This window comes from Burkholderia lata (assembly GCF_902499025.1).
Taxonomy (GTDB): domain Bacteria; phylum Pseudomonadota; class Gammaproteobacteria; order Burkholderiales; family Burkholderiaceae; genus Burkholderia; species Burkholderia lata_C.
In genome coordinates, this window is record NZ_CABVPW010000019.1 from 101,684 (window position 1) to 115,061 (window position 13,378).

At 65.2% G+C, this 13,378-nt stretch carries 15 protein-coding genes; 7 read left to right on the plus strand and 8 right to left on the minus strand.

The genetic code is table 11. The annotated features are described in order from the left end of the window. Window positions 1–14 precede the first annotated feature (14 nt). Window positions 15–554, plus strand: coding sequence for a GNAT family N-acetyltransferase (locus BDI24065_RS20345; protein WP_175032776.1), 540 nt, complete (start codon window positions 15–17; stop codon window positions 552–554). Between the two features lie 374 nt (window positions 555–928). On the opposite strand, the gene BDI24065_RS20350 is transcribed toward BDI24065_RS20345, so the two are convergent. After that, entirely contained in the window at window positions 929–1,261 is a 333-nt protein-coding gene (locus BDI24065_RS20350) for a hypothetical protein (RefSeq protein WP_175032777.1), read from the minus strand. Between the two features lie 633 nt (window positions 1,262–1,894). Here BDI24065_RS20350 and BDI24065_RS20355 point away from each other — a divergent pair. Continuing rightward, window positions 1,895–2,605 (plus strand): response regulator, encoded by a 711-nt coding sequence (locus BDI24065_RS20355; protein ID WP_175032831.1) that lies wholly within the window; start codon window positions 1,895–1,897, stop codon window positions 2,603–2,605. Between the two features lie 10 nt (window positions 2,606–2,615). On the opposite strand, the gene BDI24065_RS20360 is transcribed toward BDI24065_RS20355, so the two are convergent. The 3 genes from BDI24065_RS20360 to BDI24065_RS20370 all read right to left on the minus strand — a co-directional run bounded on the left by BDI24065_RS20360 (window position 2,616) and on the right by BDI24065_RS20370 (window position 5,371). Continuing rightward, the gene (locus tag BDI24065_RS20360) at window positions 2,616–3,098 is read right to left on the minus strand and encodes a DUF1641 domain-containing protein (RefSeq protein WP_175032778.1); all 483 of its coding nucleotides are present in this window, start codon (window positions 3,096–3,098) and stop codon (window positions 2,616–2,618) included. Window positions 3,099–3,318: 220 nt separating this feature from the next. Further along, window positions 3,319–4,497, minus strand: coding sequence for a YncE family protein (locus tag BDI24065_RS20365; RefSeq protein ID WP_175032779.1), 1,179 nt, complete (start codon window positions 4,495–4,497; stop codon window positions 3,319–3,321). A gap of 61 nt (window positions 4,498–4,558) precedes the next feature. Further along, window positions 4,559–5,371 (minus strand): creatininase family protein, encoded by an 813-nt coding sequence (locus tag BDI24065_RS20370; RefSeq protein ID WP_175032780.1) that lies wholly within the window; start codon window positions 5,369–5,371, stop codon window positions 4,559–4,561. Window positions 5,372–6,169: 798 nt separating this feature from the next. On the opposite strand from BDI24065_RS20370, the gene BDI24065_RS20375 reads away from it, so the two are divergent. The 5 genes from BDI24065_RS20375 to BDI24065_RS20395 all read left to right on the plus strand — a co-directional run bounded on the left by BDI24065_RS20375 (window position 6,170) and on the right by BDI24065_RS20395 (window position 9,083). After that, on the plus strand, window positions 6,170–6,310 hold the full coding sequence (locus tag BDI24065_RS20375; protein ID WP_175013247.1) for a hypothetical protein: 141 nt from the start codon (window positions 6,170–6,172) through the stop codon (window positions 6,308–6,310). Between the two features lie 118 nt (window positions 6,311–6,428). Beyond that, window positions 6,429–8,096: an NRAMP family divalent metal transporter gene (locus BDI24065_RS20380; RefSeq protein ID WP_175032781.1), complete on the plus strand. Its 1,668-nt coding sequence runs from the start codon at window positions 6,429–6,431 to the stop codon at window positions 8,094–8,096. A 115-nt stretch (window positions 8,097–8,211) separates the two neighbouring features. Next, window positions 8,212–8,424: a hypothetical protein gene (locus tag BDI24065_RS20385; RefSeq protein WP_175032782.1), complete on the plus strand. Its 213-nt coding sequence runs from the start codon at window positions 8,212–8,214 to the stop codon at window positions 8,422–8,424. 36 nt (window positions 8,425–8,460) lie between these two features. After that, complete coding sequence (locus BDI24065_RS20390; protein ID WP_175032783.1) at window positions 8,461–8,739, plus strand: hypothetical protein; 279 nt, start codon at window positions 8,461–8,463, stop codon at window positions 8,737–8,739. 122 nt (window positions 8,740–8,861) lie between these two features. Next, window positions 8,862–9,083, plus strand: coding sequence for a hypothetical protein (locus tag BDI24065_RS20395; RefSeq protein WP_175032784.1), 222 nt, complete (start codon window positions 8,862–8,864; stop codon window positions 9,081–9,083). Window positions 9,084–9,176: 93 nt separating this feature from the next. On the opposite strand, the gene kdpA is transcribed toward BDI24065_RS20395, so the two are convergent. The 4 genes from kdpA to benC all read right to left on the minus strand — a co-directional run bounded on the left by kdpA (window position 9,177) and on the right by benC (window position 13,375). Next, window positions 9,177–10,976 carry a potassium-transporting ATPase subunit KdpA gene (gene kdpA, locus BDI24065_RS20400; RefSeq protein ID WP_175032785.1) on the minus strand — a complete coding sequence of 600 codons (1,800 nt, stop codon included), beginning with the start codon at window positions 10,974–10,976 and terminating at the stop codon, window positions 9,177–9,179. 115 nt (window positions 10,977–11,091) lie between these two features. After that, a complete protein-coding gene (locus BDI24065_RS20405; protein WP_175032832.1) occupies window positions 11,092–11,490 on the minus strand; it encodes a RidA family protein in 399 nt (132 codons plus the stop codon). Window positions 11,491–11,579: 89 nt separating this feature from the next. Then, entirely contained in the window at window positions 11,580–12,350 is a 771-nt protein-coding gene (benD, locus tag BDI24065_RS20410) for a benzoate diol dehydrogenase BenD (protein ID WP_175032786.1), read from the minus strand. A gap of 2 nt (window positions 12,351–12,352) precedes the next feature. Continuing rightward, complete coding sequence (gene benC / locus BDI24065_RS20415) at window positions 12,353–13,375, minus strand: benzoate 1,2-dioxygenase electron transfer component BenC (protein ID WP_175032787.1); 1,023 nt, start codon at window positions 13,373–13,375, stop codon at window positions 12,353–12,355. Window positions 13,376–13,378 lie beyond the last annotated feature (3 nt).

Consider the following 13,378-nt stretch of genomic DNA (forward strand, 5'->3'; position numbering starts at 1 on the left):
CTCCGGAAACGCAGATGCCGCCTGTCTCCTCCCCGCCCGTCCTCGACACGCCGCGCCTCATCCTCGAAGGCCATCCGCTCGGCGACTTCGATGCGCTCGCAACGATGTGGGCCGAACCCAAGGTCGTCGAGCATATCTTCAACGGCGAGCCGTCCGCGCCGCGCGACTCGTGGATGCGCATGCTCGCGTATCGCGGACTGTGGCCGCTGCTCGGCTATGGCTACTGGGCGATTCGCGAGAAGGCAACGGGTCGCTATGTCGGCGATCTCGGCTTCGCCGATTTCCACCGGCTCATCGAGCCGTCGATTCGCGGCGTGCCGGAAGCCGGCTGGGCACTTGCGACGTGGGCGCACGGCAAGGGTTACGCGACCGAGGCGCTCGCGGCCGCGCTTGCATGGCTCGACGGGCAGCAGCGGTTCGAGCGCAGCGTGTGCGTGATCGCGCCGACCAACGTCGCGTCGATCCGCGTGGCGGAAAAGGCGGGTTATGGGGAGCCGGTGCAGATCCGGTTCAACGACACCGATTCATTGCTGTTCTCGCGCGCGAGCCGGTAGGCGGTTGACGCACAGGTTATCGCCGGCTTGCCGCAACGACTTGCGGTGCCGGCGCGCCTTCCCTGCTCACTCGACAGCCTGTTCGTAGAAACGGGTAAAGAGCTCGTTGTCCATCGGCCAGCAGTTGCCGAAATCATCAAGCAAGATCCCGTCACCCGGCGTCACCGAACGCCAGCCTTCCGGTGTGGCGACCGCCCGTCCGCCTTCACGGGTCTGTACCCGATCATGGTCGCCATCGGCGAACCACCGTGTTGCATCGACATGACTGATGCGTTATCGAATTCGCATGCCGGCACCGCAATGCCGAGGTCTGACAGGCACGTTCAAAGACCTGTCCGTGTATCGAGCATGTGCGTCGCGAAACACCGTGAAACTCACGAGAGCCACGAAGGGGGGCGGGAAGCCATCGCATCCGCCCCGTGCGCCTTCGGCTGCACCGCCAGCCGGGTGTCGTGCAACGCAGTCCACCCCTCGGTGACGAGCGCCTCCAGCGATTCCCGTGCGGTGGTGGAGATGCGGATATCGATCTCCCGCATTCTCCCGATCGCCGCGTGAACCTCGTCGGGTTGCTCGGGCACCAGCGTCATCAAGAACGCTGAACGCGTTTCTGCGGCCCGGACCGCCTCGCTCCAGTCGGCGCGGGCGACCGCGACTTCGATCGCGTTCGTGAGTGAATCGAGACTCCGGATGATTTGAAGCGGCGTCATTTCGCATTCCTATCAAAATATCGTACCGGCCGCACGTTTGCCCCTGGAAAGCCAGGGTGACGTCGACATCGGCCACATGCGTCGAGCACCGGCAGTGGCTCGCCGAACGGACGCAACCGGGCGAGCCATTGCACGCGATCGGTCACCGCCTTCGCATTGGCATGCGCGTTGGCGACCCGCCGGAAGCCGGCGGGCGTCATGCTCGCCACCGAATTGCCACGATTGTAAGGACCCGTCCACCACCCGCTTCGTAATATTTTGTAATGATATGTCGAGCAATCTTTACCGGCGGGCGGCCCGGGCGCGCGCATTTTGCACAGGCAATTTTTCCGCAAACGTTTTCGCGCGAACGGCACCGTATCCGGCGTCCCTGCCGGCCATGCACCGAACATCACGCCGAACCCTCTCGCCTGCACATCGCCCCGTTCCGCGACCACTCGATTCCACACCTTCGCCCATTCGCGTCGTTGCACGGCGGTCGTGACCGGCGCACGAACGGGGGCGCCGAACGATACAGATTTCGCCACATTCCACCAGAATGTTTCGCAGTATCATGCGCGTCTTTTCGGCTTCCTCATGTTCGGACTGGGCCTGAGTGCTCGCCACTTTCCCGTTTCGCCCCCTCGTTTAGCGATGCCCATCCGAATCCTGCTCGTCGAAGACGACGTCCATTTGTCCGCGCTGATCGCGGACTATCTGCGCATGCATCAATACGAGGTGGACACGTTGATCGAAGGCACCGACGCCGTGTCCACGATCGTTGCGCGTCGCCCCGACCTGGTGCTGCTCGACATCAAACTGCCGGGCAAGGACGGCTTCGAGATTTGCCGCGAGGCACGCATGCAGTACGACGGCATCGTCATCATGATGACGGCCCGCGACGAACAGTTCGACGAGTTGCTCGGCCTGGAATTCGGCGCGGACGACTTCCTCCACAAACCGATCGAGCCGCGCATCCTGCTCGCGCGGATCAAGGCCCACCTCCGACGGATACGCATGCGCCCGGACGAGGTCGAGCCGGCATCGCCTCATCGATTCGAGTTCGGCAAGTTCTCGATCGACCGGGCGGATCGCAAGGTTCGCCTTCCCGACGGCAGCGCGCCCCGCCTGACTTCGACCGAATTCGACCTGCTGTGGGCGCTCGTCTGCCGTGCCGGCGAAGTGGTCAGCCGGGAAGACCTGACGCTGCTGCTACGCGGCATCGAGTTCGACGGCTTCGACCGTTCGATCGACGGGCGCATCTCGAAGCTGCGCCGCAAGCTGCGCGATGACCTGACTGAGCCGAAGCGAATCAAGACGATCCGCTGCAAGGGCTATCAATTCAGCAAGCACGCGTGGGAATGACACGCGGCAGTCACGTGCCCGTCGTCTTGTCGCCGAGCGCGGCGACAGGCGTCTCCGGATTGCGCGCGAGCCCTTGCGCGAACACCTTCAATCCTTCGAGCAACGGCGTCAACGCATCCCACAGCGCTTCGTCGTGCAGCAGCCGGTAGGCGCCGCGCACGCCGGGTGCGACATGCTCGTGTTGCTCCGGCTGCCACGCGCCGACGTGATGCAGCGCGTCGGCGGCCGCGAACACGGCCTTGCCGAACTGCTCCGGTGGAATCCGCGACAGCGCCATCAAGAGCACCGCGAGATTCTGCATGCCGCTCTGCATGCCCGGCTTGTCGAGCGCATCGACGAACGTGTCGGCCAGCCGCGCGTTCGCGCTGACGACCTCGGTCGCCAGATGCAGGAATCCATGCCGGTGCAGGCTACCGAGCAGATGCTCGAGCGCATCGTGTGCGCTGGGCTCCGCGTGCGGAGGCGTCGTGTCGGGGGATTGACGTTCGGTCATCGGCTTTCTCCGGTTGGAACGCCACGTGGCCGCCACGACGGCTGCCACGCGCGTCGGTTGCGTCTCGTTCGTCTGGCACCGTCTGCCCGGCAGCAGGCCGGGCAAGTGCGCTCACCGCGCGCCGTTGGCGCCGCGGCTGACGCGTGCGCGGGTTTCCTCGGCGAGCCATGCGGCCCGCCTGTCGAACGCCCGTGCCGGTACGCGCCGACCGGCCACCGCCCTACCGCATGTTTCCGGTATGGCCCAGCGAATAGCGCCCCGGCTGCGGCCACACCGTCAGGCCGTGCGGCTCCATGCCGACGGGAATCGACCGGACCGCGCCGCTCGTGGTGTCGATCGCATAGACGACGTCGTCGAAGCGGCCGGACAGCCACAGCGTCTTGCCGTCCGCGCTGACGTTGCCCATGTCCGGGCTGCCGCCGCCAGGGATCGGCCAGGTCGCGACCACCTTGCGCGTCGCGAAATCGAGCACCGATACGCTGCCCTTGCCGTGGCGCGGCCCGTGGACGAGATTGGAGCCACGATTCGCGATATAGAGCTTCGTGCCGTCGCGGCTCGGGTACAGTCCGTGCGTCCCGACGCCGGTCGGGATGAAACCCATCTTCGCGAAACGGTCGCCATCGATGACGTATACGCCGTCCGCCATCATGTCGGCGACATAGAACAGCTTGCCGTCGGGCGATACGCGGATGTCCTGCGGCATCCCTTTCCGGTCGAGTTCGAGGTAGCCGATCACCTTGCGGTTCACCATGTCGATCTTCGCCAGCTTGCCGCCGAACTCGCACGTGAACAGCGCATAGCGGCCGTCGATCGAAAAGTCGGCATGGTTGATGCCCTTGCATTGCGGCACATCGAGGCTCGACTTCAGCGCCATCGTCTTCGGGTCGCGGAAGTCGAGCCGCGCATGCGCCTCCGCCACCACGATCGCGTCCTTGCCGTCGGGCGTGAAATACATGTTGTACGGATCGTCGACGCTCACGTCCTGGCCGGGCTTGCCCGTCTTCGGATCGATCGGCGTCAGGCTGCCGTCGGTCCGCCCTTCCGCATTGTTCGCGACCCACAGCGTCTGCAGATCCCATGCCGGCACGACGTGCTGCGGACTGCGGCCGACGGCGAACCGGTCGACGACCTTGTACGTGGCCGGGTCGATCACGTAAACGTCGTTCGATCTCAGGTTCGGCACATAGATCCGCGACAATGCGCCCGCTACCGCCACGCTCATGCGGCCGGCCTGCGCCTCGCTGTACAGGTTGTCGGGGTGGATGACGGGCGGCATGCCGGGGACGGCCGCGACGGCGGACGCCGCGATCGCCCCGTGGGCGCCGAAGCCGGCAAGCGCCGCCGCGATGACGATCGCGGGACGGGGGAAGCGGATGTGACGGCGAAAACGCGGTGGCATGACGGTGTCCCTGTTCGATTGAATGGAACGACGACAAAAGCGGCGCGATGGCGGGGCTGCATCAGCGGCCGGCGATTTCCTTTCTGATCGCATCGACGGTGCGCGACACGATGGCGTCGGTGCCCAGCCGGCCGAGTTCGGCACTCGCATGACGCGGATCGCCGCCATAGACGCCATCGACGGCGCCGGGCTTCGCGGCGTTACGCAGCTTGTCGACCCTGACCATGCGCGGCTCGACCGCCAGCAGCAGCGACGTGTCGGCCAGCCCCGCATGCGTGCCGATATCCGTGGCCGGCACGCCGTGTTCGCGCAGGATCTGGTCATAACCGTCGGAGCTGGTGCCGTAGTACGCGGCCGGCACGAACGCGCGTGCACCGGTGCCGGCCCACGACTTGTTGAGCCGGGCTACCGATTGTTTGATGTCGTTCTGGTAGCCACCGTGGTCGCCGAGAAACACGATGTTCGTGAAGCCGTGGACCCGGAAGCTGTTGGCTGCGGATTCGAGGGTCTTTTCGAAGACGTCGTCGGGCACGGTGATCGTGCCCGGAAAGCGCATGTGCGACGTCGGCGGCGCATAGCCGCCCTCGGGCACATAGGCGATGACGGGGGCGACGATCGCGTTGCCGAGGCCTTCCGCGATCCGTTCGGACAGTACCCTGACCCGCGCGTTGTGCTTGCCGAGCGCGACGTACGGCCCGCTTTGCTCGGTTCCGCCGATCGGAATCAGGAGTGTGGTCTTGCCGGCCCGGATGCTGTCGCGCAGCTCGGTCCAGGTCATGTCTTCGAGCTGCACCGTTCCCGGCACCTGGGCGAGCGCGGCTTGCGCGACGGTGAAAGCGAGGGCGGCGAAGACGGCGCGTGACAGGCATTTCATCGCGGATTCTCGACGGAAGGAAGGAGACGACGCTGCGTTCCCTCGCACCATAAACGAACTCGCGCGACTTGTCGCTGACCGCCACGCAACGATTCACGCCGACGGTCGCGAGAAAGCACTTCGTCATGATTCCGCTTTGCATTCCCATCGAACATTTCTTTCAGGAAAATAATCAGATCATTCCAATTTGAAAGAAAAAGTCCCGCTGGATGGGGGTAGTAATTTTCAGCGATCGCGTACACGAAAAATATATTGGTTATGCTTATCGAAGCGTATTGACTTCACAATCTCGCGCCACCTAAAATTTAAAGGTCTTCACAAAAGGGGCTGATACCTTGGACAGTTGCAGTAGTCGATCTTCGAACAGTTTCGCTGCCTGATCGGCAGGACGTCCGCGCTCCTTTTCCCAGCCGCCGTCTTGCCATCAGGCAGGCGGTGCGCGCCCCGGCAACACCTTCCGTGCACCTTGTCGATTAGCGCCATCTGGCGCGCGCATTCGCGTGCGCGCCAAACGGCACCGCGTCGCGAGCATCGACTCGCGGCCGCATGCGTTCGCGCCGCGATCATCGATTCGCAGGCGCGTGGATAAACACGTACGCAGCAATCGCGCGTACCTATCGTTCACAAGGAACCGAAATGCCCGGCACCGACAGTTATCCCTTATGTCATTCATCGCCAGTGTTGTCATTCACTGAGGAAAGCGAGTAGGCCCCAGTCGCCGCGCCCATGATGCGCGCGATTTCCGTGTCTGCCGGCTTTTCGCAATCACGCGTCAAGCCAGGCGCACGGAGCACGATCATGAACTTCGGCCTTCTCCTGTCGAATCTGCCGCACATCGACGAATCGCGCGTCTGCTACGACGCGATGCTGTCGCTCAAACCCCGCGAATCGCACCGGTTCGCCGCTTTCTGGCTCGGCCTCAAAGCCCTCGTTTCGTAACCGTTCACGCCCCGCTCCCCGCATCCGCAAGCGACACGATCGTTCGACGATTCACGTCCTTGCGCATGCCGACGGCGCATACCCGTTTCGCTCATCGATCATCAGGGAGGAAAACAAAATGTCGGTACCCGCCAACATCTCACCTCGCGACACTGCGCGCGAACGCAGTGCCGTTCTCGACGAAGCGCACCTCGGCGACATCAAGGGCGCGCTCGGCACCATCGCGCACCACGACGTCGCGCCACGCACCAGCTGGTGGGCGCGCTTCCGGACGCTACTTGCCATTCTCGGCCCTGGCCTCATCGTGATGGTCGGCGACAACGACGCCGGCGCATTCGGTACCTATACGCAGGCCGGGCAAAACTACGGCACGACGTTGCTGTGGACCATGCTGCTCCTGGTACCGGTCCTGTTCGTCAACCAGGAAATGGTGCTGCGGCTCGGTGCGGTCACGGGGGTCGGGCACGCGCGGCTCATATTCGAGCGCTTCGGCAAGTTCTGGGGGGCGTTCAGCGTCATCGACCTGTTTCTCCTGAACGCGCTGACGATCGTGACCGAGTTCATCGGCATCACGTTCGTGCTCGACTTCTTCGGCGTGTCCAAGATCGCGGGCGTGTGCATCGCCGCCGCGCTCACGATGGCGGCCGTCAGCACCGGCAATTTCAGGCGATTCGAACGCTTCGCCGTGTTCTTGTGCCTCCTGAGCCTGCTGCTGGTGCCGGTGCTGGTCTCGATCCACCCGCCGGTCAGCCAGATGGCGCGCGACTTCTTCATTCCGAACTGGCCCGCGCATTCGAAGCTCTCCGACGTGATGCTGCTCGTGATCGGCATCGTCGGCACGACGGTGGCGCCATGGCAGCTCTTTTTCCAGCAGAGCTACGTGGTCGACAAACGCATCACGCCGCGCTTCATGAAGTACGAGAAAGCGGATCTCTGGATCGGCATCGGCTTCGTGCTGGTCGGTGCCGTGGCGATGATCGCGTTCTGTGCGCAGCTCTACGCGGGCAAGCCCGAATTCGGCAACTTCACCGATGCGGGCGGCATCATCAACGGGCTCGACAAATACGCGGGCCACACGTCGGCCGTGCTGTTCGCCGTTGCGCTGTTCGACGCCGCGATCATCGGCGCGGCAGCCGTGTCGCTATCGACCGCCTACGCGATCGGCGACGTGTTCAAGATCCGCCATTCACTGCATCGCAGCGTGACGGATGCGAAGGGCTTCTATCTCGTCTACTTCGGCATCGTCGCCGCCGCCGCCGCGATCGTACTGATTCCCGGCAGCCCGCTCGGCCTGCTGACGGAAGCCGTGCAAACGCTCGCCGGCGTGCTGCTCCCGAGCGCGACGGTATTCCTGCTGCTGCTCTGCAACGACAAGGCCGTGCTGGGCCCGTGGGTCAATTCGAAGAAGCTCAATGTGTTCACGGGTGCGGTGATCTGGGTGCTCGTGATGCTGTCCATCATCCTGACGGCCTCGGTGATGTACCCGGACATGAGCGGACAAACGATCCTCGACATGCTGGCCGGCGGCACGCTGCTGGCCATCGTCGGTTATGCGGCGACGGTCGCCGTCCGCAAGCTGCGACGTGATCCGGCGGACGGCGCCGGGACGGTGCAGGCGTGGCCGGAAGGCGCGCGAGACACGTGGCGGATGCCGCCGCTCGACGAGCTGCCGCCGCCCAACCTGACCCTGGCCAAGCGTGTGTGGATGGGCGTGTTGCGCGGCTATCTGTTGGTCGCCGTGGCGCTCGTCGTCGTCAAGGTCGTGCAAATGACGTTCATCAAGTAAGCGTCGCACCGCGGCATGCATGCGTCGGCATGCGTGCCGCAGGCCTCGTCCACACGCGCGCCGTCCGCCGTGTGTGCGGCAGACGGACGTCCAGGGTCAACAGGGGACCGACATCGTGAGCCGGATTCGTTTCGTTTCAGCACGTTCCATGCGATTGGCAGGACGACAGGCCCGCGTGCGCCTGTCGCGCGTACGCCGGACGTTGCGTCACGCGCCGCTCAGCCTGACCGAGCGCGTCCTGCTCATCCTGTGGGCCTGCATGCTGACGTCGCTGGTCTGGGTGTCGTTGCTGGTCGGACTCGTTCGCACCATGCGCATCGCGCCGTGAGCGCGGCGAACGAGATCGTCAGGATGCCTGCAGGCCATGAGTATTCAACCGCAGTTCACACTTCAACAACAGGATCAACGCATGAAGCAATACCTTTACGTGGCAACACTGGCCGCCGCCGTCGCACTCACGGCATGCAGTCATGCCGACGACGATGACGTACCCAGCACCCCCGCCAACGCATCATCCGCGTCGGCGCCGGCTGCGGCAGCGGATAGCGGTACCGCGGCGCCGGGCACGTCGGCCGCGGCAGACGACCCGGCGGCGTCGGAGGACGCCGCTTCGGCGTCACCGGCGTCCGGCGCCAGCCAGTAACCCCGGGCACCTGGCCGGCCGAGGGGCGATACGCGTCAAGTCACGTCCGCATGGCGTGGTTTGACGACGGCGCCCCCGGACATCGCGAGACTGCGTTACCTGTGCGAATGGGAGTCCTCGATATGAATCACGCACACCCGATTCACAAGGCAAGCGTCGCACCGATCCTGGGCGGCATGGTGGCGCTCGTGTCGGCACTGATGATCCTGGGCAGCGTTTGCCGCTCACCTTCCGCCGCCCCGCCCGCCACGTCCGAAGGCACGCCCCGGACACCGGATGCGCAACCGGTGCATTGCCTCGTCTACGGAAAATACTGTCTGTCGGCCTTGCTGCACGGCCAGTAGGTTCGCCGTGATGCATCGCCTGGGCGGCGCATCATCGACGCGCGGGACGCCGCGCTGACGAAGGACTCGCAATCCGCCGTGCACAGGCGCCGGCTAACGGCCGGTCGCCGCGCTCAGTTGCTCGACGATCGGCCCGAGCGCAAGCGCCGGCAAGTACGTGAGCGACGCGATCATGATCACCGTCCCGATCAGCAACGCGACAAAGAGCGCGCCGTGCGTCGGCAGCGTCCCGGCACCCGCCGCGCGCCGCCGCTTGCCCGCGAGCGACCCCGCGATCGCGAGCACCGGCACGATCACGGCGAAGCGGCCGAACCACATCGCGATCGCCAGCATCCCGTTGTAGTACGGCGTATTGGCCGACAGGCCCGCGAACGCGCTGCCGTTGTTGTTGGCGGCCGAAGAAAACGCATACAGGATTTCGCTGAGCCCATGCGGGCCCGGGTTGCCGATCCCGGCGATCCCGGCCGGCGTGACGACGGAAATCGCGGTGCCGACCAGCACCAGCAGCGGCGTCGCGAGAATCGCGACGGCCACCATCTTCATCTCGTATGCATCGATCTTCTTGCCAAGATATTCCGGTGCGCGGCCGATCATCAGCCCGGAGATGAAAACCGCCAGGATCGCGACGACGATCATGCTGAAGAGGCCGGAGCCGGGCCCGCCGAACACGACTTCGCCCGTCTGCATCAATGCCATCAGCACGAGACCGCCCACCGGCGTGAACGAATCGTGCATCGCGTCGACCGCGCCGTCGCCGCTGCTCGTCGACACGGTCGCATAGAGCGCCGACGACACGACGCCGAACCGCGTCTCCTTGCCTTCCAGGTTGCCGCCGCGCTCGATCGACAGGGGCGCGGCCCCGTCATGCGGTGCGGCGAGCGGCCCGAAGCCCTGCTGCTCCGCATGAATCGTGACCATGGCCGCGGCGACGAACATCGCGGCCAGCAGCGCCCATCCCTGCCGCCGGTCGCCGACGGCGACACCGAACGTGTAGCAAAGCGCGGCCGGTATCAGCAGGATCGCGATCATCTGCAGGAAATTGGTCAACGGCGTGGGGTTTTCGTACGGATGCGCGGAATTCGCGTTGAAGAAGCCGCCGCCGTCGCCGCTCAGCAGCTTGATCGATTCCTGCGACGCGACGGGGCCCAGCGGCAGGTGCTGTCGTTGCGAGCGCATCGATTGCTGCACGACGTTGCCGGCGGCGTCGTGCACCGGCTGGCCCTGCGCGTCCAGCGTCGGCTGCTGCCACGTCACGGCCTGCACCGTGTCCACGTCGCGGTACGCGGTGAAATTCTGGATGACGCCCTGCGCCATGAATGCGATCGTGAACACGGCGGACAGCGGCAACAGGACGTAGAGCGTCGCACGCGTGAGGTCGACCCACAGGTTGCCGACCGTCGCCGAGCCGCGCCGCGCAATGCCTCGCATCAACGCAAACATCACGGCCATGCCGCTGGCCGCGGAGAGAAAGCTCTGCACCGTGATGCCGAGCATCTGGCTCAGGTAGCTCAACGTCGTTTCACCCGCGTAGCCCTGCCAGCTGGTGTTCGTCGCGAAACTCACCGCCGTATTGAATGCGGAATCCGGGGCCACGGCCGGCAGCCCCTGCGGATTGAGCGGCAACCACGGTTGCACGCGCTGCAGCCCATACAGGAAGAGCGTGCCGACCGCACTGAACAGCAGCAGTGCGACCGCGTAGGTCTTCCAGCTCATTTCGGCGTTCGGATCGACGCCGGCGGCCCGGTAGATCCAGCGCTCGACGGGTCGCCCGATTGCCGACAGCAACGGCGCGTCGCCATCGGCCACGCGCGCCATGTAAAGCCCGAGCGGCTTGACGAGCGCAATCAGTACGACCAGAAACAGTCCGACCTGAAAGCCGGCACTTGCAACCATCCCTTCCTCCCGCAGCCACTGTGCATCGAAGAGTCTCTCACCCTATTTCATCTCGTGAAAAGTCAAATCGATGCATAGACTGCGGGACATCGCGTAAACATCCCGTCAACGCGAATCACACCGCCAACACGGCCACCGCCTTGATCTCGACGATATAGCCGGGCGCGCCGCCCAGCATGTGCGCACCGATCGCCGTCCACGCCGGCTTCGGGTGGGCGTCGAGGTAGCGGTCGCGCACCTGCATGAACAACGGCAGGTCGCGCATGTCGGTGTGGAAGGTCGTCAGGTCGACCACGTCGTTGAACGATGCGCCGGCGGCTTCCAGCACAAGCTTCAAATTTTCAAACGCCTGCACGATCTGCGCTTCACGGTCTTCGACGAGCTGCATCGCCGCATCGCGGCCAATCTGGCCGGATACGTACAGCGTATCGCCGACCTTCAGGCCGGGCGCGTAGCCGATCTTTTCGTACACCGCTTCCATTCCCGCCGGAACGATGGCTTTGCGATCACGCATGGGGGTCTCCGTGGCCGGCGTCTTCGCGCCGGCCGGTTGGTGGTCGATGAACACGTTGAACACTTGCAGGCGGCATCGCGGCGGGCCGCTCAGCCCGTATCGCCGCCCGCGACCGGCAGCACCGTGCCGGTGATGTAGCTCGCCTCGTCGGACGCGAGGAACAGGATCGGTGCGATCTGCTCGTCGAGGCTGCCGTAGCGCTTTAGGAACGTCGAATCCGTGACCTGACGCACGGCTTCGCCCATCCATGCCTGTTCCTGTTCGCTGTCGCCGGCCGCATTGCGCGGCACGCGGCGCGGCGGTGCGCTGGTACCGCCCGGCGCGGTAGCCACGACCCGGATGTTGTGTTCTGCGTATTCCATCGCGAGCGCCGCCGTCAGCGCATTGACGCCGCCTTTCGCCGCCGAGTACGGCACGCGGCGGATACCGCGCGTCGCGTTCGACGAGATGTTGACGATCGTGCCGCCGCCGCGCGCGAGCAGGTGCGGCAGCACCGCGTGGCACGTATAGAGTGTCGGCATCAGCGAGCGGCGGATTTCCGCATCGATCTGTGCCGGCTCGAATTCGGCGAACGGGCGCATGCGAATCGCGCCGCCGACGCCGTTGATCAGGATGTCGATGCCGCCGAACGTCTGCACGGCGTGCGCGATCGCCGCATGCGCGCCTTCGTACGTTTCGAGATCGGCGACGAAGCCGGCCGTCTCGCCACCGGTCGCTTCGGCCGCGACCTCGGCGACGAAATCCGCGCGATCGACGAACAGCACCCTGCCGCCTTCGGCCGCCGCGCGCAGCGCGACACCGCGACCGATGCCCTGCGCGGCGCCCGTGACGACGATGACCTTGCCAGAAAATCGTTGCATGATCACGCCGCCTTTGCCGTGACGTTGGGGGTGAACTTCTCGTAGTGGAAGCTGTTCGGCTTCACGCCTTCGTCGTCGAAGTACTTGCGCACCGCGTCGACCATCGGCGGCGGCCCGCACAGATACACGTCGACGTCGCCGTCGTTCAGCGCATCGGTCGGGATGTGCTGCGTGACCCAGCCCTTGCGCGGATGGCTCGACGCCGCGTCCGCGACGACCGTCGCGAAGCTGAAATTCGGCAGCTTCGCCGCCCAGGCTTCGATCGCGTCGACCAGCACGAGGTCGAGATCGCGCGTCACGCCGTAGATCAGGTGCACCTTCTGCTGCGACCCGGTGCGCGCGAGCACTTCGAGCATCGACAGGAACGGCGCGAGCCCCGTGCCGCCCGCGAGGAACAGCAGCGGCCGCTGCACATCGCGCAGGTAGAAGCTGCCGAGCGGCCCGTGCAGTTCCAGCGTGTCGCCGGGCTGGGCCGATTCGAGCCACGTGCTCATCACGCCGCCAGGAATCTTCTTGATCAGGAAACTGACCTTCGCATCGGCCGGCGCCGACGAGAACGAGTAGGAACGGTGCTGCCCGCTCGCGGGCACGTCGATGTTCACGTACTGGCCCGGCAGGAACACCGGCGCGGCCGCGCCGACGTCGAGTTCGAGCACGACGGCCGCATCGTTGTGCTGCTCGACCTTCGTCACCGTCGCGGCAAAGCCGCTCTGACCGGTCTTGCACGCGACCGACGACGTCGGCACCGCGATCACGCAATCGCTTTGCGGCACCATCTGGCACGTCAGCACGAGGCCGCCGTCCTTTTCGTCTTCGGTGAGCGCGTCGTCGATGTAGTCGTCGCCCAGGTCGTAACTGCCGCTTTCGGCGCGGCACTTGCAGGTGCCGCACACGCCGTCGGAGCAATCCATCGGCAGGTTGATCTTCGCGCGGAAGGCCGCGTCGAGCACCTTCTCGCCGGCCTTGCAGTCGATGAAGCGGGTTACCCCGTCCTCGAAGTTCAGTGCAATCTTGTAGCTGGACATGGC